The 22,564-nt window shown below is 51.6% G+C and carries 18 protein-coding genes; 11 read left to right on the top strand and 7 right to left on the bottom strand.

Annotated features, from left to right (window positions below; translation table 11 throughout):
• Positions 1–38 precede the first annotated feature (38 nt).
• The 6 genes from ACG2E4_RS11330 to ACG2E4_RS11355 all read right to left on the bottom strand — a co-directional run bounded on the left by ACG2E4_RS11330 (position 39) and on the right by ACG2E4_RS11355 (position 7,190).
• Entirely contained in the window at positions 39–1,994 is a 1,956-nt protein-coding gene (locus ACG2E4_RS11330; protein WP_395276623.1) for a caspase family protein, read from the bottom strand.
• Positions 1,995–2,068: 74 nt separating this feature from the next.
• Complete coding sequence (locus ACG2E4_RS11335; protein WP_395260334.1) at positions 2,069–2,449, bottom strand: hypothetical protein; 381 nt, start codon at positions 2,447–2,449, stop codon at positions 2,069–2,071.
• 625 nt (positions 2,450–3,074) lie between these two features.
• Entirely contained in the window at positions 3,075–4,169 is a 1,095-nt protein-coding gene (lepB, locus tag ACG2E4_RS11340; protein WP_395276624.1) for a signal peptidase I, read from the bottom strand.
• A gap of 21 nt (positions 4,170–4,190) precedes the next feature.
• Positions 4,191–4,787, bottom strand: coding sequence for a hypothetical protein (locus ACG2E4_RS11345; protein ID WP_395276625.1), 597 nt, complete (start codon positions 4,785–4,787; stop codon positions 4,191–4,193).
• An 85-nt stretch (positions 4,788–4,872) separates the two neighbouring features.
• Positions 4,873–6,681 (bottom strand): translation elongation factor 4, encoded by a 1,809-nt coding sequence (lepA, locus tag ACG2E4_RS11350; protein ID WP_395260327.1) that lies wholly within the window; start codon positions 6,679–6,681, stop codon positions 4,873–4,875.
• A 233-nt stretch (positions 6,682–6,914) separates the two neighbouring features.
• Positions 6,915–7,190 carry a YkoF family thiamine/hydroxymethylpyrimidine-binding protein gene (locus tag ACG2E4_RS11355; RefSeq protein ID WP_395276626.1) on the bottom strand — a complete coding sequence of 92 codons (276 nt, stop codon included), beginning with the start codon at positions 7,188–7,190 and terminating at the stop codon, positions 6,915–6,917.
• Positions 7,191–7,757: 567 nt separating this feature from the next.
• Between ACG2E4_RS11355 and hisG the strand changes: the two genes are divergently transcribed.
• From hisG to ACG2E4_RS11410, 11 genes are all read left to right on the top strand, one after another.
• On the top strand, positions 7,758–8,639 hold the full coding sequence (gene hisG / locus ACG2E4_RS11360; protein ID WP_395260322.1) for an ATP phosphoribosyltransferase: 882 nt from the start codon (positions 7,758–7,760) through the stop codon (positions 8,637–8,639).
• Between the two features lie 64 nt (positions 8,640–8,703).
• Entirely contained in the window at positions 8,704–9,990 is a 1,287-nt protein-coding gene (hisD, locus tag ACG2E4_RS11365) for a histidinol dehydrogenase (protein WP_395276627.1), read from the top strand.
• Between the two features lie 5 nt (positions 9,991–9,995).
• On the top strand, positions 9,996–11,051 hold the full coding sequence (gene hisC, locus ACG2E4_RS11370; protein ID WP_395276628.1) for a histidinol-phosphate transaminase: 1,056 nt from the start codon (positions 9,996–9,998) through the stop codon (positions 11,049–11,051).
• Positions 11,048–11,938, top strand: a complete 891-nt coding sequence (gene hisB / locus ACG2E4_RS11375; protein WP_395276629.1) for an imidazoleglycerol-phosphate dehydratase HisB — start codon at positions 11,048–11,050, stop codon at positions 11,936–11,938. The genes hisC and hisB overlap by 4 nt, the downstream gene beginning before the upstream one ends.
• 2 nt (positions 11,939–11,940) lie before the next feature.
• Positions 11,941–12,552 (top strand): imidazole glycerol phosphate synthase subunit HisH, encoded by a 612-nt coding sequence (gene hisH / locus ACG2E4_RS11380; RefSeq protein WP_395276630.1) that lies wholly within the window; start codon positions 11,941–11,943, stop codon positions 12,550–12,552.
• A 424-nt stretch (positions 12,553–12,976) separates the two neighbouring features.
• Positions 12,977–13,663: a response regulator transcription factor gene (locus tag ACG2E4_RS11385; protein WP_395276631.1), complete on the top strand. Its 687-nt coding sequence runs from the start codon at positions 12,977–12,979 to the stop codon at positions 13,661–13,663.
• A complete protein-coding gene (locus ACG2E4_RS11390) occupies positions 13,650–14,972 on the top strand; it encodes an ATP-binding protein (RefSeq protein WP_395276632.1) in 1,323 nt (440 codons plus the stop codon). The genes ACG2E4_RS11385 and ACG2E4_RS11390 overlap by 14 nt, the downstream gene beginning before the upstream one ends.
• A 303-nt stretch (positions 14,973–15,275) precedes the next feature.
• Complete coding sequence (locus ACG2E4_RS11395; protein WP_395276633.1) at positions 15,276–16,517, top strand: TolC family protein; 1,242 nt, start codon at positions 15,276–15,278, stop codon at positions 16,515–16,517.
• An 18-nt stretch (positions 16,518–16,535) separates the two neighbouring features.
• Positions 16,536–17,753: an efflux RND transporter periplasmic adaptor subunit gene (locus ACG2E4_RS11400; protein WP_395276634.1), complete on the top strand. Its 1,218-nt coding sequence runs from the start codon at positions 16,536–16,538 to the stop codon at positions 17,751–17,753.
• Positions 17,754–17,771: 18 nt separating this feature from the next.
• The gene (locus ACG2E4_RS11405) at positions 17,772–20,864 is read left to right on the top strand and encodes an efflux RND transporter permease subunit (protein WP_395276635.1); all 3,093 of its coding nucleotides are present in this window, start codon (positions 17,772–17,774) and stop codon (positions 20,862–20,864) included.
• Between the two features lie 15 nt (positions 20,865–20,879).
• Entirely contained in the window at positions 20,880–21,434 is a 555-nt protein-coding gene (locus tag ACG2E4_RS11410) for a DUF2231 domain-containing protein (RefSeq protein ID WP_395260307.1), read from the top strand.
• A 400-nt stretch (positions 21,435–21,834) separates the two neighbouring features.
• Here the strand turns inward: ACG2E4_RS11410 and ACG2E4_RS11415 are convergent, their stop codons facing one another.
• Positions 21,835–22,485, bottom strand: coding sequence for a flavin reductase family protein (locus tag ACG2E4_RS11415; RefSeq protein ID WP_395276636.1), 651 nt, complete (start codon positions 22,483–22,485; stop codon positions 21,835–21,837).
• Between the last annotated feature and the right edge of the window lie 79 nt (positions 22,486–22,564).

The following is a 22,564-nucleotide window of genomic DNA, read 5'->3' on the forward strand; positions in this document are numbered from 1 at the left end:
TATTACGTTTCCTGTTTACATAATCGGGAGGTTGTGGTTCAGTGCGGTTCCACCTCACTCAGCACATATCGCTCCTCGTTTTTTTTCCATATCCAGTTAGCCGGAACGGGGAGTATTTTCACCTCCTCCCTTCCCTTTTGACGGTAGTGGATATCCATCGTAACAGCCAGTGTGGCAGTGGTACCGCCAGATTCCTGCAATTCTCCAGCCCTGCTTTCAACACTGACAACATTGAACCTGGAGTACAACCCCTCCAGCATTTTCCCATAGTAATCCGCAAGCGGAGGGGCAACGTCGTTCCACTGCCGGTCCATAATCGCCTGGCTGACCGCATTCTGAAGCTGATCTATCTGCCCGCGCACAAGTTCGATTGTCGGAATCTCGGCGGCGGGCTCCTCCTCTTCCGTCGGCACCTCTGATGCGGCAAGTGATTCATCCCCCGGCCCCGGTTGATCTTCAACATTTGTTGATGAGTTGGTTCCTGCAGTAGAGATCTCCGACTCTTCTCTGTCTCCCCGGTTGCCAACGGGCTGCCTGTTGCTCACCAGGTTCGCAGACTGCTCCTCGTCAATTTGCCGCTGATCTCCCGGCGAATCAACCATCCCAGAGGTGGTGGATTCCTGCGTGTTTACCGCTTTTGGATCTACCGGAGATTGTGTTTCAGCATCCAATGGAGGGAGAGATTCTGCCTGCTCAGGCTCATCCAGGGTAGTGCCGATATTGCCCCCGGCGGTTCCTACTTCAGCCTGTTCGGTTGAGGACTTATCTTCATCAGCAATACTGCTGCCGGGTATGCCATAAAACTGCCAGCTTACCACTGCCGCGACCAACGCTATTCCCGCTCCAATTACCCAGGCCCTTGGCCAACGCATCCCTTGTTGCCAAAAAACAGACCTTACGTAGGTCCAAATATTCTTCAGAAGTGTTTCAGGTCTTTTTTTTGAAACTTTTTTATCGGTTTCCCGGGCTTTTTCAGCAGCCCGCTCTTCCCCGAGTTGAACAGCGGGTGGTTTACCTGGTGTTGCGCGATCCGGGTCATAGTTTGAAAGTATGCCGGCAGCGGCTTCCCTGACCTTGCGCTTCTCATCTTTTTGCATGTCTTCAAGCGCCTCGCGGGCGGCAAGTGCCATCCGTTTATCTCCGCCATCCAAAAGATATGCCAGCTCCGGTATCGCCTCGAGACGGACCACCGGGTCATCATCTTCTATTGCAGCACGAAGTTTCGGATCAAGTTCAGCAGGGGTCAGGGGCCTGGGATTGCGTGCGATGATGAGTCGTCCCTGTTGATTGTATACCCAGCGCCGCGGTGTCTGGGTCGGCAGGTTGCTCACCACCTTGTCATAGGCATAATCGTACCACTCGTCAAGAGTAATCAGGCTGTCGCCATCCTTGTCAGCTTTCCCGGATTGGATACCTTCAAGTAAAAAATGGGTAAACAGGGAGGTCTGCGCTTGCTCCAGCACCTGGTTGCCCTCCATCGCAAACTCCCGCCGGTCTGACGCGGTCAGGACTATACGCCCGCTGCCGTTGCCCTCAAACGTCGCCGCGGTCAACACCTGGTCATCTCCCTTAATGCCCCGCCTGAACGCGCCGCTGTGGCAGCAGTCCAGAATCAGTATCTGCCGTTTGGAACGGCACAAATCCATGTCATCGGCAATAAAGTCAGCTGAAATAGCCGTTGCTCTCAGTAAATCAGGACGTGTGTCCCTTACCGCCAGGTAAAGGTGCCCGCGGTCATCCAGTATCCCGTGGCCGGAAAAATAAAGCAGCAAAAGGTCATCGGGCTTTTTATTCTGAAAGAAGCCGCTTATCTCCTGCCGGACTTTTGATTCCCCACTATTAATCAACTCCTTCACATCATCAAATCCGCCGATAGAAGAGTCCCGAAACAGGCTGGCCAAATCCTGCACATCTGCAATGGGAGAGGCCAGGTCCGCCAACTTTTCGGCCTCATACTCACTGTTACCAACGAAAAGAGCATACTTGCGTGCCATGGAGGAACCTCATCTCTGATTTATCAAAAGAAGGCGAATCTGCGAGGTAACCTTTTTCTGAAAGATGTGCTGCTTTATCCATCACCGGGTTGATTCAATGATTCCAAAAAAATTTTGAAATCCCTGGAATTACCCTCAAACTCAACCTGCTCCCCGCCGATCTCCCCTTTAAATTTGACAATACGTCCGCTGCCACGCTCAATCCAGGCCTGCAGCAGTTCAATAACCTTGGGAACGGCTTTCGGCAACACAGCCATGATTATAGCTCCCAGCGTTACCGCCTCCACTGATTTTGCCCCTGCGGGCAGTTCCCCTTGCTTCGCCAGCTCGGCCGACTCTACCTCCTCCTCTCTGAGTTCCCGCAACAACTGGCGTGTTAACTGGTCGATTTCATCCGGGTCCCCGTCTTCGGTACTGACCTGCAACAAAATCTCTGAAGGCTGCTCATCTTTCATCGCTACCCCTGTTAGATAAGTTTCAAAAAATACTCAGCGAGGATTCTGTTTCTTACCACCCTTCCTGCATCGGCGTTCAACATATAAACATGCGATCCTCCGCCGGCTGACACCGGGCAGTGCATTATCCCCACTTGTACTTGTTACACCAATTTTAGCCGGCGAAGCCTCAATCGTATCTTATTATTTAGAATACAAATTATAATTAATTTTAATAAAAACAATGAATTACATATAAATATTTTCTTTTTCTCATAAAATTTATCCGCTTTAGTCCTGATTTCTTTCAAGAGGTTAATCCCCAGCAAGGAGAAAAAGAAATGGCCGCAGAAACGTACCCCGTGTGTTATAGCAGATCAACTCTGCATACCTTCAGGTAAAAATTGGGAACCCGGGTTTCGTTACGGGTAGTAATCTGGGGATAGGTGTTCATTTTTCAGTGAAAAAAAAGAACCTTTAAAAATTTCCTGAAAAATTCGAGATAATGGATCCTTATCCCTTCCGGTCTGGAAATGTGTGAATCGTCCCGGGCAAATGCAGCGCAAGCGTAAGGAAAGGAATTGTATCCATTCTAAAATTAACAATTTGGAACAGGCCCGGGATATCTATTTGAAGATCCCTGAATTTAGTCGTGTATAAAGTTGAAGATTCGGCCAAATCGGGGAAGCCAGCGCTCCGAATCCCAGGAGAAGTAGATCATGCCCGCCTTGCCTACGACGTGATCTTGCGGCACAAATCCCCAGTATCGGCTGTCTTCGCTGTCGTCCCGGTTGTCTCCCATCATAAAGTAGTAGCCCTGCTGGATGGTATAGGTTGAATCTCGTTCTCCATTAATATAGAGCTGATCTCCCCTCCATTCGGCGTCATTCCGTTCATAACGCGTGACGATATTCTCATAAATATGCCAGTTCTCGCGTGTCAGTGTTACCTGCTGTCCTTCGAACGGTACAACAACGGGGGGGAGGTGATCGTGATTCATAAATCCGGAGGAGAAGCTAAAATTTCTACGCGAAAATTCATCGAAATCATCGGGAAGCACATGCAGCTGCACGTCCTGGACTTCCGGCCACTGGCGAATCGTCTCTGCCACGCTGCTGGTCATATTGACCCGGTAGCTGTTTTCTCCCTGCGAGCCGAGAAGAGTACCGCCGGCATTCTGAACCTTGGTGGGACTCAGCCGCACCCGCTGGCGCACCTGCACCACATAGTTTTTCTGTATTCCCGGGGCCTGTTCAGACAGTTCCCCGTTCACATACAGCATTTTATCGCGGATAGAGAGCGTGTCGCCCGGAATGCCGACACACCGCTTTATATAGTTTGTTTTAGCGGAAATCGGGGCGATATCGATCGGGTAGTTAAAGACCACGATGTCATTGCGCTGTACCTCCGTATAGCCGGGAATACGCGTCCACGGCAGGTTTACGCCGGGAAGATAGATGTTGGTGAACGGTACGCCAAGTACCATGGGGGTACGGGGACCATAACTGATTTTGGAGACAACCAGGAAGTCGCCGGTGAGCAGTGTTTCCTCCATTGAAGGGGTGGGAATGCGATACGCTTCGAACAGGAATGTACGGATAATAAGCGCTGCCACGGCTGCAAAAAGCAGGGCATCCAGCCATTCCCGGGCCCAGTGCTTGGCCTGTTCACGCTGTTCATCCTGTCGCCGTTTACGCCGGGAGCTCTTCTCGCTGTTCTGTTCTGCCACTTCGTCTGCCAATGCCGTTTCCTTTTTAAACTATTATTGATACCTGAAATTGATGGTCATTCCCTCGGGAGAATCGATCTCTTTTGTGACAAATTCGCCATTCTGGTAACGCACGTCGAACCACTGCTCTCTTTCGGGAGAATAGAAATAGTCCTGAAACGGGGAGAGGCTGTCCACCGACATCAATTTCTGTGAAAGGGTTCGTTTGATCTGGGGCATCAGATCGATATAGCGGCTGGCACCGCCATACACGAGGCCATTGCCAAAAGGCCCGTCGATATCCAGTACCATCATCGGGATGCTGTCATCCACGGTAAACCAGTATTCAAACTGAATCGCCTCCGCAGGGCGAAAGTTGTCGCTGTTAATCAAATCTTCCAGTGTTTGCGTGGGATCGCCATATTCCGCCTGCAGGCGTGCCCGGACTTCAGGGGTCTTTTGCTTGTCGATGGTGGTCTCCTGATACAAGCCCTGTCCGGTCCATTTTATCTCCTCAAACCGGTTCAAAAACTGCTGTCTTTCATCGTGGGGCACTTTTTGAATTTCCGGTTCATTGAACTGCGCCAGTGCTGAACTGGTAAGTATAAAAAAAAGCACGGCAACCGCCGCCATCTGTCGTAGTAATCTCATAAGCAAATTCCTGGCTTCATTTAATTTTTCGGGTCAAACTAAATAAAATCTGGTAAAACTTTGGTTAAAAAGCGTAAGCAATCTTCTAACCTTTCTCGTCCATTGAAAGGACAGCGAGGAATGCCTCCTGGGGGACTTCAACGGTACCCACCTGTTTCATACGCTTTTTCCCCTCCTTCTGTTTCTCGATAAGTTTGCGCTTTCGGGAAACGTCTCCGCCATAACACTTTGCGGTGACATCCTTGCGGATAGCCCGGATCGTTTCGCGCGCAATAATTCGCGAGCCGGTGGCGGCCTGGATCGGGACTTCAAACTGCTGCTTGGGGATCAGTTCCTTCAGCTTCTTGCAGAGCTTTCGACCCTGTTCATACGCCTTGTCGCGATGTATGATACTGGAGAGGGCATCCACCGGTTCCTCATTCAGCAGTATATCCAAACGAACCAGGTCGCTTTCCCGGTATTCAAGAAATTCATAGTCGAGCGAAGCGTATCCGCGGGTGCCGCTTTTCAGGCGATCGTAGAAATCGAACACCACTTCCGCCATCGGCAGTTCGTAGGTTATCTCCACGCGGCCGCCCTGCATGTGCAGCTGGTTTACGTACACCCCCCGCTTGTCCTGGCAGAGCTTCATCACCGGGCCGATAAATTCAGATGGAGTCAAAATAGTAGCTTTGATAAACGGCTCGTATACCGCTTCCCGCTCTCCCGGATCCGGCATATCGCTGGGATTGTCCACAACAATCGTTTCCCTTTGCCCCTTTTTTTCGACCTCCACCTTGTATTCCACGTTGGGAACGGTGGTGATAATATCTATATCAAACTCGCGGTCGAGCCGCTCCTGTACAATCTCCATGTGGAGCATTCCCAGGAAACCCGCGCGGAATCCAAATCCGAGGGCCTCGGAGGTCTCCGGCTCGTAGGTTAGCGAGGCATCGTTAAGCTGCAGTTTTTCCAGTGCCGACCGCAGATCCTCAAAATCATCCGACTGCGTGGGAAAGAGCCCGCTGAACACCATCGGCTTGGGCTCCTGGTACCCGGGGATCGGCTCTTTGGCGGGATTGTCGGGCTTCGTGACGGTGTCGCCAACACGGGCATCCTGCAGCGATTTCACACTGCCCACGATATATCCCACTTCTCCGGCTTCCAGTCGATCCGTTTTCACCTGTTTCATCATAAGGTAGCCGATCTCCTCGGCGTCGTACTCTTTGCCAGTCGCCATAAACCGGATGCCGTCGCCCTTGTTCAGGGCTCCCTCCATCACCCGTACATACACAATGGAACCGCGATAGGTATTGAAGACCGAATCAAAAATCAGTGCGCGCAGCGGCTTTTCCGTATCTCGTTTGGGGCCGGGAATGCGCTCCACAATCGCTTCGAGAAGCTGGTCAATTCCATCTCCCGTTTTGCCGGATACTTTCAAAATCTCGTCATGGTCGCACCCGATCAGGTCTACAATCTGCTGGCCCACCCCTTCGATGTCGGCGCCGGGCAGGTCAATCTTGTTCAGGACCGGTACAATGTCCAGGTCCTGGTCAATCGCCTGGTACAGGGTGGATATCGTCTGTGCCTCAACTCCCTGGGCGGCATCCACCACCAGCAGAGCGCCTTCACATGCCTTCAGCGCGCGCGACACTTCATAAGAAAAATCGACATGCCCCGGGGTGTCAATCAGGTTAAAAATCACCTTCTCCCCGTTTGGACGCTCATACTCCATCTTGATAGCGTGGCTTTTAATCGTAATACCACGCTCCCGCTCCAGGTCCATATCGTCGAGAATCTGCTCCTTCATCTCCCGCTCGGTGATGGCGCCGGTGCGCTCCAACAGGCGATCGGCCAGGGTCGACTTCCCGTGGTCAATATGAGCGATAATGCAAAAGTTGCGAATTTCAGGCATAACTGTATCTGCTTGCGGTGGAATAGAGGCTTAACAAAAAGAACGGTTAAGATACAAATTTAGTGGAGGGATTGCATATTACCCCGTAAAAATAAAATTGGAACAACTTCCACCACCTTGCCTCTGCTTCTATCCAAATAACGGAGGAGGTGGGAGGTGGGAAAAGCGCAATACGTGCCCCACATCCCTGGCCTGACGGGAATACATATTACGCATAACGGTCGGACTCACCTCTACTCGGGGATGTTGAGCTGCTCAGTGTCGTCAACCGGGACCGGGTTAAGAAGCTCGATATGAAAACGAAACTCTTCCCCCTCGATGGTCATCGTGTCATAAATTTCACGGATCAACTCAAAAATAATATCTGTTTCTCCTCGCACGCTGGTGGAAAGGTAATTGACATCCACCTCTACTTCGTGCTGGGCCACCATCTCGAGTAAAAATTCTATGCTCTCGCGCGGGTTTTGAGACTCAAGGGGAATATAGGTAAACTGGGCCGTGGTTATCATATAATCTGTATTCTGTTGATTTAATTTCTGTCGTTTGCCAAAGCGATAAGAATAACCGTTTGAATTAAATTGATCAATACAGAAGTGAAAATGTTTTCTCTTCCCATACCGGTCTGGCCACAGGTAACGAACTTCTTTGCTGGAAACAAAAATTTTTCCGGAACATTTCTTCCTGCTGCCAGTATAGGTATGTACAAGCTGCTATTTTTACGTTCTACCGTCGCAATACCCACACTCCAACATTGTAGACGGTTGTTGACCCAGACAGCCCCGTACATATTAATTTATCGTGTACGGGGCTTTTTTATTGGCTGCTTCCAGTAGTTTACATAGACCGTGATACAGCCTCGGCCGCCAGTTCATTTTCTTGCGTGCATACTTGGGTTTGAAATTGTATATTCAGGACTGATGGAAATTCGATATTCCCATATTCTCTCCCACGCCCGTCACGGTGGTGTCCATCACCACTAAACAGACTTTTTATATCTATACAGGTATTGCTACCAGCCGACTTCTTTACCATCTTCCATAACCATTTTCACAATACAACCAATTATTCTGCAAGCTATGAATCGATCTGCCGATACCAAGACCTCTTTACGCATTGCGTTGCAAAAAGATGGTCGCCTGACCGATAAAACCATTAACCTGCTGGAAGGCATCGGACTGCGCTTCGACAATTACAAGCGCAGTCTGATGGTGAAATGTCGTAATTTTGATGTGGAGCTGCTGCTCATTCGTGACGACGACATCCCGGAATACGTGCAAGACGGGGTCTGCGATCTCGGTTTTGTAGGAGCCAATGTTACGGCCGAAACCGGCGCCGATGTTACAATCCTCCGTGGACTCGACTACGGGGTCTGTCGGCTCTCCCTGGCAGCCCGTAAAAACGGGAATATCCAGTCCGTCCAGGATTTTGACGGGAAAACGATCGCCACAAGCTACCCGAACCTGACGCGGCACTACCTGCAGAGAAAGGGCGTTGAATCGAATATTGTGACCATCTCGGGGGCCGTCGAAATTGCGCCCCGCCTGGAGGTGGCCGACGCCATCTGCGACCTGGTTTCCACCGGCAACACGCTTAAAGCCAACGGTCTGGAGGAGATTGAAACCATTTTTGAGTCCGAAACCCAGCTGATCCGCACGAACAAGGAGCTTTCCGAGGGGAAAAAGAAGCTGATCGAAAAATTTATGCTCCGCATCGACGGCTACCAGCAGGCCGAGCGCAGCCGGTATATCATGATGAATGCCCCCAAAAAAGCGGTCCCGGAGATCAAGGATATCATCCCCTCGCTCAAAAGTCCGACCGTAATGCCGCTTGCTGACGAGGATATGGTGGCCATCCACACCGTTATCCAGGTAGAACAGTTTTGGGAAGTGATGGAGAAGCTGAAGGCAGCCGGGGCTTCAGGCATTGTCATATTGCCTATAGAAAGCATGATTGTTTGACAAACCTCCAAATTGTTGCAAAAAGGAATGCTTTTATCCTGAAGCGATGTTCAGAGAGTGAGTTATGAAGACGTATCAATTTTCCAATTTAGACGAGGACCAGATCAAGGCGCTCTGCCGGCGTCCCAAGATGGATTTCCTGTCCGTTTTCGAGCAGGTCCGGCCGATTCTTGAGGATGTGGAAACCAATGGAGACGAGGCGGTGCTCTCGCACACCGAAAAATTCGACGGCGTGCGCCCGGACCCCCTTGCGATTAATCCGCATGAGATCGAGGTGGAGATCAATGCAGAGGTGCAGTCAGCGATCGACACCGCCTTCCGTAACATCTATCGATTTCACAAGGCGCAGCTTTCTGCTCCTGTCGAAGTTGAAACCATGCCGGGTGTTCGATGCTCCCGGGTAGCCCGCCCCATTGAGCGGGTTGGACTTTACATCCCGGGCGGTACGGCCATCCTGCCCTCCACGCTGATGATGCTGGGAATTCCCGCCATGCTGGCCGGGTGCACGCAGATTGTTGCCGCCACCCCGCCCAATGCTCAGGGGACGGTTGATGATGAAATGATCTATATCGCCCGCAAGCTTGGCATTACCACGCTTTTACTGGCCGGCGGGGCACAGGCGATAGCGGCTCTCGCATACGGAACTGAATCGGTTCCCAAGGTGGACAAGATTTTAGGGCCAGGCAACCAATATGTGACGGCTGCAAAAATGTGGCTGCAAAACAGCGAAGCGGGTGTTTCCATTGATATGCCGGCCGGTCCCTCGGAAGTACTGGTCATCGCGGATGAAACCGCAAATCCTACTTTTGTGGCGGCAGACCTCCTCTCGCAGGCTGAACACGGAGCCGACAGCCAGGTGGTACTGGTGGCTACGCCTTCATTTAACTTCGACCTCCTGGAAGATGAGCTCAACCGGCAGTTAACCCGGCTTCCCCGGGCAGAAGCGGCCACCGGCGCCCTGGAGCACAGTTTTGCCGTCCAGGTGGAAAACCTTGAAGATGCGTTCTATTTTTCCAACCGGTATGCACCGGAGCACCTGATCGTACAGTGCAGGAACCCCGAATCGATGACCGATCACATTCAAAACGCGGGATCTGTTTTCCTGGGTCCCTGGTCGCCGGAAAGTGTCGGGGACTACGCCTCTGGCACCAACCACACGTTGCCGACTTATGGCTATGCCCGGATGTACAGCGGCGTTTCGGTGGATTCATTTCAAAAATTTATCACTATGCAGCAACTGGACCGGGCAGGACTGGAATCCATTGCTCCATCGGTTACCAAGCTGGCTGAACTCGAGCAACTTGAGGGCCACAAACGTGCCGTCACCATACGAATTAATGACAACGACTGATTATTATGCCGAAAACAATCTCCATTGACGACCTGGTTCGTCCCAATATCAGAGCGCTGAAACCCTACCGGAGCGCGCGCGACGACTACGACAAGGGAACCCTGCTGGATGCCAATGAAAACAGCTACGGTTCACCCGTTCATGTTGAAGGGCTGAACCGCTATCCCTCCCCCTACCAGTGGGAGCTTCGCAGCAAGCTCGCGGACCTTCGGGGGGTCCGTACGGAAAATGTGTTTGTGGGAGTAGGCAGTGATGAAGCCATTGACCTGCTGATGCGGATATTTTGCGAACCCGGTCAAGACCGAATCCTTATCACGCCGCCTACCTACGGCATGTACGAGGTGTCGGCCAACATCCACAACATCCCGGTGGATAAGGTATTGCTGACCCCTGAATTTGACGTGGACCCGGAGGCCGTCCTGGAAAACGTGCGGGAGAATACTAAAATGATTCTACTCTGCTCCCCGAACAATCCGACGGGCAACGACCTGTCTGTAGACGCCATGAAACATATTGCCGGTGAATTTACCGGCATCGTCGTTATCGACGAGGCGTATGTCGATTTCAGTGACCGGGAAAGCCTGGCCGGCGAGGTCGCCCAATACCCCAACCTGGTGGTTCTGCAAACCCTTTCCAAAGCTTTTGGACTGGCGGGGATACGCCTGGGGATAGCCATAGCAGCCGAAGATATCATCCGGTATATGCTGAAGGTCAAAGCGCCCTACAACGTAAACTCGCTGACCTCCTACTACGCGCGCAAGGCGTTTGACAACCTGGAGACTGTCCGTTTTAACATTGAGAAGATAAAAGAAGAACGAGATCGGCTGGCCAAGGCTCTCTCCATGCAGCCCTTCGTAAAGAAGGTGTATCCTTCGGATGCCAACTTCTTGCTCTTCAAAATTGAACACGCCCGTGCAGTCTACCAAAAGCTGGCTGAGCAGGGAGTCATTGTTCGATACCGCGGCAATGAACCGCGATGCGACAACTGCCTGCGCGTAACGGTGGGAACGCCCGATGAAAACGACCTGTTCCTTTCTACTCTCAAAGAGGTAACCGCATGAAAATTTGGATCCACAACGAAGCACTGGGAGCAGGACGGGAAAACCTGCTGTGGCCAGGAGCACTCTTTGGCCTCCATTACCTGCAGAAGCTGAATCATGAAATCGGCTTTGACGTTGACCTGCTTACCGATGCACAACAGCAGCTGCTGGAGAATGAACGGATAGAATCGCAGTTTAACGCTCCCGGGGAGGCTGATCTTTCCGTTTCTTCCGGGGATGGCATGCACCTACAGGCCGAAACGTCCGATTCAACGGTTGCCGAAGTCAACGACTGGCTGAAACTGTCACATATATTGTGTTTCCCGGAACGCACCGCAGAAATCAACCGGGAAACCGCCGAAACCGACATCCAGATTGCGCTGAACCTTGACGGAACAGGGCATGCCGATATTCAAACCGGTCTCAACTTTTTTGATCACATGCTTGAGCAGATCGCAAAGCACGGGCTTATCGACCTGCGCATACACTGTGACGGAGACCTGGAGGTTGATGAGCACCACACCATTGAAGATGTGGCAATCGCCCTTGGAGAGGCTATCGCCGAGGCCCTGGACCACAAAATAGGGATTCAGCGGTACAGCTTTGTGCTGCCGATGGATGAAACAAAGGCTGAAGTGGCGCTGGATCTGTCCGGGAGACCCTACTTGGTGTTTGAGGCTGATTTTAAACGCGAAATGGTTGGAGATTTCCCCACCGAAATGACCGAACATTTTTTCTATTCACTGGCGATGAACCTGAAAGCCACACTGCATATTTCGGTTTCGGGCGCCAACGATCATCACAAGATTGAAGCCTGCTTCAAGGGACTGGCCCGCTGCCTGCGCGCCTCTGTAAGCCGGAGTGAACGACAATACAATATTCTACCCAGCACTAAAAACACCCTGTAACAATGATCGCTATTATCAACTACAAAGCGGGGAACCTGGCTTCCGTCAGTAACGCACTCGACCGGCTGGGAGCCGACTTCGTTATTACCAGTAACACCAGCGAGCTGAATGCAGCGGAAGCCGTTATTTTTCCCGGTGTTGGTCACGCATATTCCGCCATGGAATCACTGCGGGAAAACGGGCTCACCTCCTGGCTGAAAGAGACGGGCAAGCCTGTTCTCGGAATCTGCCTGGGGATGCAGCTGCTGTATGAATCGTCGGAAGAGGGAGACACCCGCGGGCTGGGCGTAATCCCGGGAAGACTCCAGAAATTTGATGCCTCCCAAGCAAAAGTACCCCACATGGGATGGAACACGTTTTCATCGGTCGAGCCTCATCCACTGTTAAAGGGAATTTCAACCGACCATTTCTTCTACTACGTGCACAGCTTTTACGCCCCGGTGAATGAATTTACGCTCGCCGAATGCTCCTACATCAACACTTTTGCAGCCGTGGTGGAGCGCGACAACTATCTGGGCGTCCAGTTCCACCCGGAAAAATCGGGAGATGTGGGATCAATGCTGCTCCAAAATTTCCTTACCCACGTCGCCAGCCAGTCGCAGATTAAGCTGTAGAACTATAAGCCGGTACAGATAGCGTACCGTATGTGTCCAGGCATCATCAGGTTCGGTGCCAGACATTCAAGTGCCTCACACGATTTCAGTCTGAATTTACACAAGACCATGATACGCAATTAGTTACATTGATATTAAGACTGCAATAACTATAACAGTGTGTAGCAGGTGGCGAAACTGGCCCACCAGCCGCGTTGATGGTGGAAATCACTCGCTCGACGTACAGCGAAACCTTTCGATCCCGATTTCCACCGTACCTTGCATACGAACCAATTTCCTGGTGAAAATAGCAGGTTAAGCTTTTCCCCCACAAACTTCCGAGTGATTCCACTACTCACAAAAAGGTACAGCAAAATGGAATAAATAGTTTTCTCCTTTGTAGTTTGGAGTCTTTATCTGATGAAAAAAACTTAAGCAAGATACAATGAGAGCTCTTATTGTCGAAGACGAACCCCTGTTGCATGACGAGCTGGAAGACCAACTTCTCGAAGAACAGTTCAATGTTGACGTTTCTGAAACCCTGCAGGAGGCCAGGAATCTGGTTGCGGCCGATGAGTATGACCTGGTGCTGCTTGATCTCGGCCTGCCCGACGGAGATGGACTTGATCTCCTGCAGATGGTCAAACGTTTTTACAGCGATACCGCTATCGTTATCCTGACGGCCCGGGGTGAAGTGGAGGACAAGGTAAAAGGCCTGGAACTGGGCAGCGACGACTACCTGGCCAAACCGTTTTCCATGTCTGAACTCCGGGCCCGTATTCACGCAGTCTTGCGGCGAAGGTTCAAGATCAACGACAATGAGATATCTGCCGGGGCCCTGACGGTAAACCTCGATCACCTGCAGGTCCGCTATGAGCAGCAGCCGCTGGATATGACCGAAACGGAATACAAAATTTTGCGCTACCTGGTGCTCAACAAAAATAAAACAATCACCCGGATTGCCCTGGCAGAACATATTTGGGGCAGCAGTATTGATGACCGTTTTTCTCTGGACTTCATCAACTCTCACATGAAAAATATCCGGAAAAAACTGTCTGGGGCCGGTGCTTCCGATATTATAGAAACCGTCTATGGGGTGGGATACAAACTGGAGGCACATGAAGCTGAATAATAAAATTCTGATCAGCAATATTGTGCTCACCACCATCATAATACTGCTCACCAGTGTCGGCATGTACTACCTGGTTAATGAGACGATCTACGAGGAGCTGGACAACCACCTGCTGCGGCACAAGGTGGATCTTATGAACCAGCTGCAAAAAGATCCCTCCAGCCTTTCTCATATCCAGGATCTCGGAGGACTGGGCTCATACGAGTGGATCGACATTGTTCCCTACGATGGATCGGTGGAACCAAACAGCAATTCATTTACCTCGGTCGACACCCTGCGCTTCGCTGGTAAACAAGCAGCACCCCAGACCTATCGACGGCTGAAAACCACCGTTTCGGTAAGCGGAGTCCATTACACGGTGAGTATCTATGAAGAAGTGGCCGCCTGGGAGCGCATCAGCATGACTATCCTGTTCACCCTCCTTGCCGGACTCCTTATCTGGATACTGGTTCTCTATATCGTCAACCAGGTGGTGTTCGACAAGATCCTCACCCCGTTTTACAACACAGTGGAAACCCTGGAAAAAATTTCTGATCCGACAGACTTCGGGGACTCCTTCCCACAAACCACAACCTATGAAATCAACGTCCTCAACCAGGCGCTGAATACCATGATGGCGCAGATCCGTTCATCATTTGAAGACCAGAAAAAGTTTATTCAGAACGCGTCTCACGAGCTGCTCACGCCCCTTTCGATCATCCGGCAAAAGTCCGAAAAAATTCTTTCCCAGTCGAATGAACTGGACCAAAATATTGTAGAGTCTGCCAGCGAAATACAGCAGACCGCTATACGCTTGAGCCGTCTGAGCAACGCCCTTCTGCTGATAAGCCGGGTGGAAAACAAGCAATACACCCTGGATGAGCAGGTTAATATCCAGGAAGTGACCCACGAGGTGCTCGAGGAGCTGTGCGAGTTCATCAACCTGAAAAATATTTCCCTGGACAAGCAGTTCAATACCCAAATTACCGTTGAGGGCAACAGGGAGCTGATTCATTCGGCTATCTACAACATCATCCAAAACGCAGTAAAATTTTCGCCGGAGCACGCTACCATAACGATTGCTACAGGTCGGAACGACGGGCATCCCCGGCTTTCCATTCGAGACCAGGGACCGGGAATTCCACCTCCCCTCCTGGATTCTCTTTTTGACAGGTTTAAAAAGGGATCCAACCACTTTAGTGAACTGGATGAGGAGAGCAGTCCCGGCCTCGGACTCTCCATCGCACAGAGTATCTGCCAGCTGCACGGGTTTACCTGTACCGCCGGCAACTTGGTAGAGGGAGGGGCCGAAATTGGAATTCAGTTCTGATCCTTAAAAACAGCGGCGTCTGTTTTGTGTCAACTCACGAGCGATTGTTAAACCTGGACCGGGTTGTATAAACGGGATATAGCATCAAATTACAACCGGAAGATTCTTCTCTCGACGAAAGACGGCAAAATACACCGGGTATTTCCGATGTGCTATTGACAAATAAATAGTTAGCCTGCCTAAAGGATGGCCAAATTTCATCCATAGGTTAATCGCTGCGAAATACCGGTTAAATCCATTTTCTCTACAGATTTGGTTTTTAGTTTTGAATTGGTAAACGATAACACTCAAAGCTGAAAACCGATGGTCGTTTCGGTCATTTTTGCGCTTCTTTTCTCTTTACCCATAAGTCCTCCGGACAGTGTGGCGCTCTCTGATTTGGGAGTCGAAAAGGCCCTTCAAATTGCGTACGAGCATAATCCCAAAATAAACCAGCTTACGCACCAGATTGAAGCCCAGCGCCAGCAGGAGACCCTGGGCCTCGGCATTCGCAATCCTGAAATATCCTACTTCCGGGAAGGGATTGGCGAAGGAACATTTTCAGAACAGCGGTGGTCGGTCTCGCAACAGCTGGATTTTCCGCTGACCAGTTACTACCGGTATAAAAGCGAGCAGGCCACCACCCATTCACTGGAGTTGCAGCTTGAGGCATTGAAGCTGCAAGTCAAGAGACAGGTGAAATCGGCTTATACCACCCTGGCGTACGCCATTCGGCAGGACAACCTGGCACAGGAACGGGTCGAGCTTTTTGAGAGCCTGAACAAGGCGGCACGGGCGCGCGCCGATCTCGGGGAATCATCCGGGATCGATGCCATGCAGGCAAACCTGCAGCTCAGGGAGGCACAAAACAGCCTTGAACTGGCCGACAACCAGATTATGGAGGCCCGGTACGATCTTTTTCAAACCATCGGACTCGACCCGGAAGCCCAAACCTACGATATCAGTTTCCCAGATACCCTTCAATATGTAGAGATCAACGTTACCCAGCAAGAGATTTTACAACGGCTGGAAAGCCATCCACAACTGAAACAAATCAACCGGGAACAACGGGCTGCAGCCTATCTGACCAAGGCCGCTAAAAGCACCTATTTTCCCGATTTGAGCGTGAGCTATTACCGGCAGGATTTCGGTGGAAACTACGATTTCTACGGCTTTGAAGTGGGAGTAAGCATTCCGCTCTGGTTCGGGGCCAATACGTCCAAAAGAGTTAAGCAGGCCCAAGCCCAGTACCGCACGGTCGGCTGGAAATTCGAGGACAACTACCTGCTGATCAAAAAACAGGCTGAACAAGCATGGCACGGTTATGAAACGAGCCGTACCAATATCATCCGGTTCCGCGAAAACATCCGGGACGAATCGATTGAGCTGGTTAACATGACGCAGCGAGGATACCGCATGGGAGAACTGGATCTTCTCACGCTGCTGGAAGCCCAGCGCACCTATCTGAGAACCCAGGAAGCCTACTATCAAACGCTCCGCAACTATTACCTGAGAATTATTGAACTAGAGCAGTACCTCCAGACCGATATCATATTTAATGAGTAAATAACCACCAATATCATTATGAATGTTTTATTAACAAAAGTACCGCGCCCGCTCCATTTAGCCGCTGTTTTGCTGGCCGCCATGCTCTGGTCCAGCTGCGGTGGTGGAACGGAGACAGAACAGGGGAGTGAAGTTTCGGCCACCCCTCCCTCCTTGTCCTCCCATCAGGCGGAGGTAGTACGGCTTTCGGAGCAGCAGGCCGAAAATCTCAATATCCGGACCTACTCCGTTGAGCAGGAAGAGATCACCTTTACCATCGATGCGCCCGGCCAGGTGTTTGCCGCCCCCCAGCGAATTTCTGTTGTCAGCGCTCCCATCAACGGTCGCATCTCCAACATTTACGTGCATGAAGGAGAACGCGTTGAACGCGGAGATCCCCTGCTGGACTTGGAAAGCCTGGAATTTGCCAATCTCGCAGCCGACTACCTTGAAGCGAGGGCCGAGATAACCTACCAGCAACAGCAGGTAGAACGGCTGAAAGTGCTGACCGAAGAAAATATTAGTCCACGGCGGACGCTGGAACGCGCCCAGGCCGATCTTTTTAGAGCCCAGGCAAAACAGAGTGCCGCCCAGGCCCGCCTGCGGGCAGTGGGCATAACGGAGCAGACGATCCGTCAGTGGGATCCCGCCACGCCCGACCCCGTCGCCCGGCTCACTATCTACGCTCCCATAGGCGGCGTGCTGAACCAGCACCTGATAGAGCTTGGAGAATCGGTTAATGCCTATGAAGAGTTACTGGATATTATTGACAACACCGAGGTTTTGGTACGGGGATTTGTATCTCCTGCCGACGCGCCGTTCCTGAAAGTGGGCAGCCAACTGGTCATTACTGAACGATCCGCGGACGGTATTCCCCAGTCGCACATGCTGGACGCCACCGTCACCAGTATCAATCCCGCGCTGGACGAGACCAACAAATCGATCGTTTTAAACTCCATCGTAAAAACAGAAAACGGGTGGCCGATTGTGGGACAAAATGTTCGCCTCCGGTACTCGGCCCAACCCGGGAATGATGCCATTAGCATCCCGATGTCAGCGATCCAGTTTGACGGTTCTGATGCCACCGTTTACGTGCAGCGATCGGCCCTCGAGTATGAAAAACGGGTGGTCTCAATACAGCGGATGACCCAGGACCACGCAATCATCGGTTCCGGACTGGAAGCGGGGGAAAATATTGCCGTTACGCAGGTATTCAGTCTCAAGGCACTGGAGCGTTTTGAACAGTTTGCCGACTAACTTTTATTGTCTGCCATTATGTTAAACCGAGTTATCGATTTCAGCCTTCGACAAAAATTTGTTGCCCTGTCGCTGGTGGTGCTGATGGCCACCGGGGGGATCTTTTCGTTATCCAACATCCCGATCAACTCCCAGCCTGACGTCACCCCGGTACAGGTGCTTGTCATTACAAAGGCCGGTCGTTATTCCCCATACGATGTGGAACGGCTGGTAAGCTATCCCATCGAAACGGCCATGAACGGTCTGCCGGATATTAAAGAAGTGCGCTCCATTTCTCAGTTTGGACTTTCAGCGGTCACCATTGAATTTGAGGAGGGTACGGATATCTACTTCGCACGGCAGCAGGTCAGCCAGCGCATGCAGAGTGTTGCAGGCGAACTCCCCGCAGGAGTCTCTTCGCCCCAGCTGGGTCCCATTTCAACGGCTCTCGGGGAGATCGTGCAGTATGTCGTTCGGGGCGACCAGCACTCCCTGACTGAACTCCGAACCATCCAGGACTGGCTTATTGCTCCCCAGCTGAAAACGGTACATGGCGTTACTGAAATTAACTCCTTCGGCGGTTTTGTAAAACAGTATGAAGTGACGGTAGATCCCGACAAACTCAGGAATTTCGGCATCGGGCTGAAGGATTTGACCGGCGCCATCGAAAATAACAACAGTGTATCGGGGGGCAATTACCTGGAGCACAACCGGGAGCAGTATATCATACGCGGATTTGGCCAGATCGGGGATCCGAAAGACATTGAGGATATCATCGTAAAAGAGCTCGACAACCGGCCGATATTTGTTAAAGATATAGCCGACGTGCAGCTTGGCCGCCAACTGCGCCAGGGGGCCGTAACCCAGGATGGACATGGAGAAATAGTGACCGGCATCGTCATGATGCTGCGCGGGGGCAACGGGCGGGAAGTAATAAGCGATATCGATGAAAAAATCGAGGAGGTCAACAGAAGCCTGCCCGAAGGTGTATATATTGAAAAGTTTTACGACCAGTCTGAGCTCGTCGACCGCACGACCGACACGATTGTCACCAACCTGGTGGAGGGCGGGTTTTTTGTCATCGCCGTGCTGCTGCTTCTGCTGGGCGAAATTACCGGGGCCCTGATTGTGGCTTCCGTAATTCCCCTGTCGATGCTCTTTGCGTTTATCGGCATGGAGCAGCTCGGGCTGGCGGCCAACCTGATGAGTCTCGGTGCTATCGACTTTGGGATGGTGGTAGACGGGTCGGTGGTGATGGTGGAAAATATCGTGCACAAATTGAATAAAGACCGAGCTGAAAAGTCGCGTCTCCAGGTGATACGGGAGGCAGCACATGAAGTGGCCCGCCCCATCTTTTTCGGCGTGCTGATTATCCTGATGGTGTATGTACCTGTAATGACATTCTCAGGCATGGAGGGCATCCTCTACCGGCCGATGGCTATTACGGTAGCCACAGCGGTGTTCGGCTCCCTCATTCTTGCATTGGTTTACGTCCCGGCGTTAACGGCAATATTCTTTCGCAAGGGAGTCAAAGTCCGCAAAAACTATGTCATCAACTGGCTGCGCCCGCGCTACCAGAAATTTCTTGAAATGAGCCTCAACCAAAAGGGAATTACGGTGGGGGCGGCGGTTGCCGTTTTTGCCGCGTCAGTGGCGTTGATGCCGTTCCTGGGAACGGAGTTTCTGCCCGAGCTGGATGAGGGATCCATCCTGATTGAACAGGTCCGGATGCCTTCCGTCACTCTTGATGAATCGGTGACCAATGCCAACTGGCTGGCGGGACAACTCACCGAAAATATTCCCGAAATTAAAACGGTAGTACCCAAAACAGGCCGCTCCGACCTGGCCAACGACTGGATGGGCGTCCACCAGACCGACGTGTGGGTTGTACTCAAACCCAGGGAGGAGTGGCGCGGAGGTATAACCAAGCAGGATATCATCAGCCAGATCAGGCCCTACCTGGAAACCGAACCGGGACTCTCCTACAATTTTACCCAGCCGATCGCCATGCGCGTGGATGAGTTGACAAGTGGAGTAAAGTCGGACCTCGCGGTCAAAATTTTTGGAGAAAACCTGGACACGCTGAAGGCGGTCGGCCAACAGATTTCCGGCATACTCAGTACCATTGAAGGGACCGACAACCACTACCTGGAACAAAGCAGTGGTCAACCCTACTTCAATGTTGAGATCGACCGTGAGGCGGTCGCTTCCTACGGGTTGAATGTCAATAATGTTCAGCATGTCATTGAAACCGGCATCGGGGGAAGTACCGCGGGGGAGATATTTGAGGGCCAGCGCCGTTTCGATATTATTGTACGGCTGCCGGAAGATCTCAGGGATAATTTCCAGGATATCATGGACGTCCCCCTGCAGCTGCCGGACGGCGGATATATTCCCCTGAAACAGGTGGCCCACATTTATGCAGAAGAAGGACCCCGCGAGATAGCACGCGAAAACGGCTGGCGCCGCACAATCCTTGGGATCAATATCAGGGGTGTCGATACCGGCACCTACGTAGGAAACCTGATGGAGGCTATTGATGCCAATATTCATATCCCGGCGGGATATTTCATCCAGTACGGCGGTACTTTCGAAGACCAGCAACGGGCAATGAACCACCTGCTGATCGTAGTGCCGATTTCCCTGCTCATTATTGTGGGCCTGTTGTATATGATGTTTGGCAAGTTCCGTTTTACAATGCTCATCTTCCTGAACCTGCCGATCGCCCTCTCCGGCGGAATTTTCATCCTGTGGCTGCGGGGACTCTACCTTTCGGTCTCCGCAAGTATCGGGTTCGTGGCGCTGTTCGGGGTGGCGGTCCTCAACGGCATTGTACTTGTTTCTCACCTGAATGACCTGCGAAAAGAGGGCGAATCCCTGAAAACGGCGGTCATACAGGGTGCAAGTGACCGGCTGCGGCCGGTATTGATGACGGCGCTTGTCGCCAGCCTCGGATTTATCCCGATGGCGTTTAATGTCGGACCGGGCTCGGAAGTCCAGCGCCCCCTTGCCTCGGTCGTTATCGGGGGACTCATCACCTCAACCATGCTTACGCTGCTGGTGCTGCCCACCATCTACCACTGGATGGAGAAGGGCAAAACCCTGGAAAAGGAAGAAGATACTTTTAACTGAAACGGAGCTATCCCTATGAATGCTGCGCACTATCACTTAATCGTCAATCACCTGCCCATTTTCAGTACGCTTTTCGGACTCCTTATTTTACTGTGGGGAATTTTCAGGGCCAACCCATCGATAAAAAACATAGCGTATATTTTACTGGTTGTCGGGGCGATCTCCGGCTATGTTGCCATGGAAACGGGCGAAAGCGCTGAAGATATTGTGGAAGAGCAGTCGATCGCCTCGCACGACCTGATCCACGAGCATGAAGAAGCGGCTGAAATTGCGTTCTGGTTTACCATCATCACCGGTGTGCTGAGTCTTGTCTGCCTGTTTAACCCCAATCTTAACCCGCGATACCAAAAAACGCTGACGGGGGCGATCCTGCTTTCCGCGCTTATTGCACTGGGAACCCTGACCTATACCGCGTACGAAGGCGGTAAAATCAGTCACCCGGAAGCGTATGGAACGCAGGGCCAGGTCGGATCTTTGGTGACTGAATATGAGTATCTCTCCTCGATGTCCAGGGGTGACGACCTGCTTCAACCTGGAAAACAGGGACGCAACAATCTTAATAATACGTGAACCCGGGTTAAGAAATATAATACCACAAGAACGAGAAGAGGTTTTTTGCCGGCCTCAAAAATTTTGTCGGTAAGTGACCACAGCCGGAGCATTAAGAAACCCTTAATACCGGTGTTCTGGCGCAAGCGTCTCGCTTGTGCCTCAGGTGAACCAGGTCTGGGTGGTACGGAGCGGACAGTCGCAGCAGTATTAGGATCGAGTTCAATGATTTTAACTGTGGCGGAGAAAACGCGAGGAAAATTTCACCCGCCGGTGATTGTTGCGGGTTCGTTTTTTCATCGTTGATAAAACGAACCCTATCAGCAAAGTATCCAACGACTATATAAACAGCATGGATATTATTTCTTTTCCCGAGCTGATGTTAATCATCATAACACCAGAGACCCAGGATGGAGATAATTTATTTTCCCGGGCGTTTCTGTCCGGGCTCCAGCCGCACATAGTCCAGTCTCTGCAGGCGGGATGTTGTATGATACCCGTCTACTCCGCTGAGCGCGATGGTACCCGCCTCCTCAATGTTGAGGTTGTGATCCTGATCCAATGATGATTCCGGGAACCAGACCTCCTCTACCGAACCGATCAACAGGCGGGTTTTATTGGCCTCAACCAGATGTTCCTCCACCAGCTTCAGCCCGATTCGAATACGCGCCTCCTGTACATACGGGGCGGGACAGCTATCTGAATACCAGGGCGTCAGGCCCGAACAGTCAAATTCGGAAATATCCTCCCTGTAGTTTCCCGAAGTCTGATGCGCCTGCTCGTAAATATCCCTGTTCACATGATTAATAGTGTACCATCCATCGCCGGCGTTGATATTGTCGTAGGTATGCCGGGGCACCGTCACAGGGCGCAGCATAAACCCCAGCAGCGGCGGGTTCGATCCCACGTGAATGACAGAACTGAAAATGGCCAGATTTTCAACCCCTTCACCGCTTAGCGTTCCCACCAGGTTCGCACTCTTGAACCCGGAAAGCGAATTGACCAGCTTCAGGCGCGGCACTTTCTGCATGCCATCAATATCAGCACGAGAAACTTTTTTAAGATTTTCCATTGAATTTGAAGTACCAGGATCTATTAGAATTTAGAATGTTGAGCAGAAAACAAGGAGACTTCAACCAACATTCCCACTT

It is taken from the genome of Halalkalibaculum sp. DA384, from assembly GCF_043951955.1.
In the GTDB taxonomy this organism is placed as follows: Bacteria; Bacteroidota; Rhodothermia; order Balneolales; family Balneolaceae; genus JAMQKA01.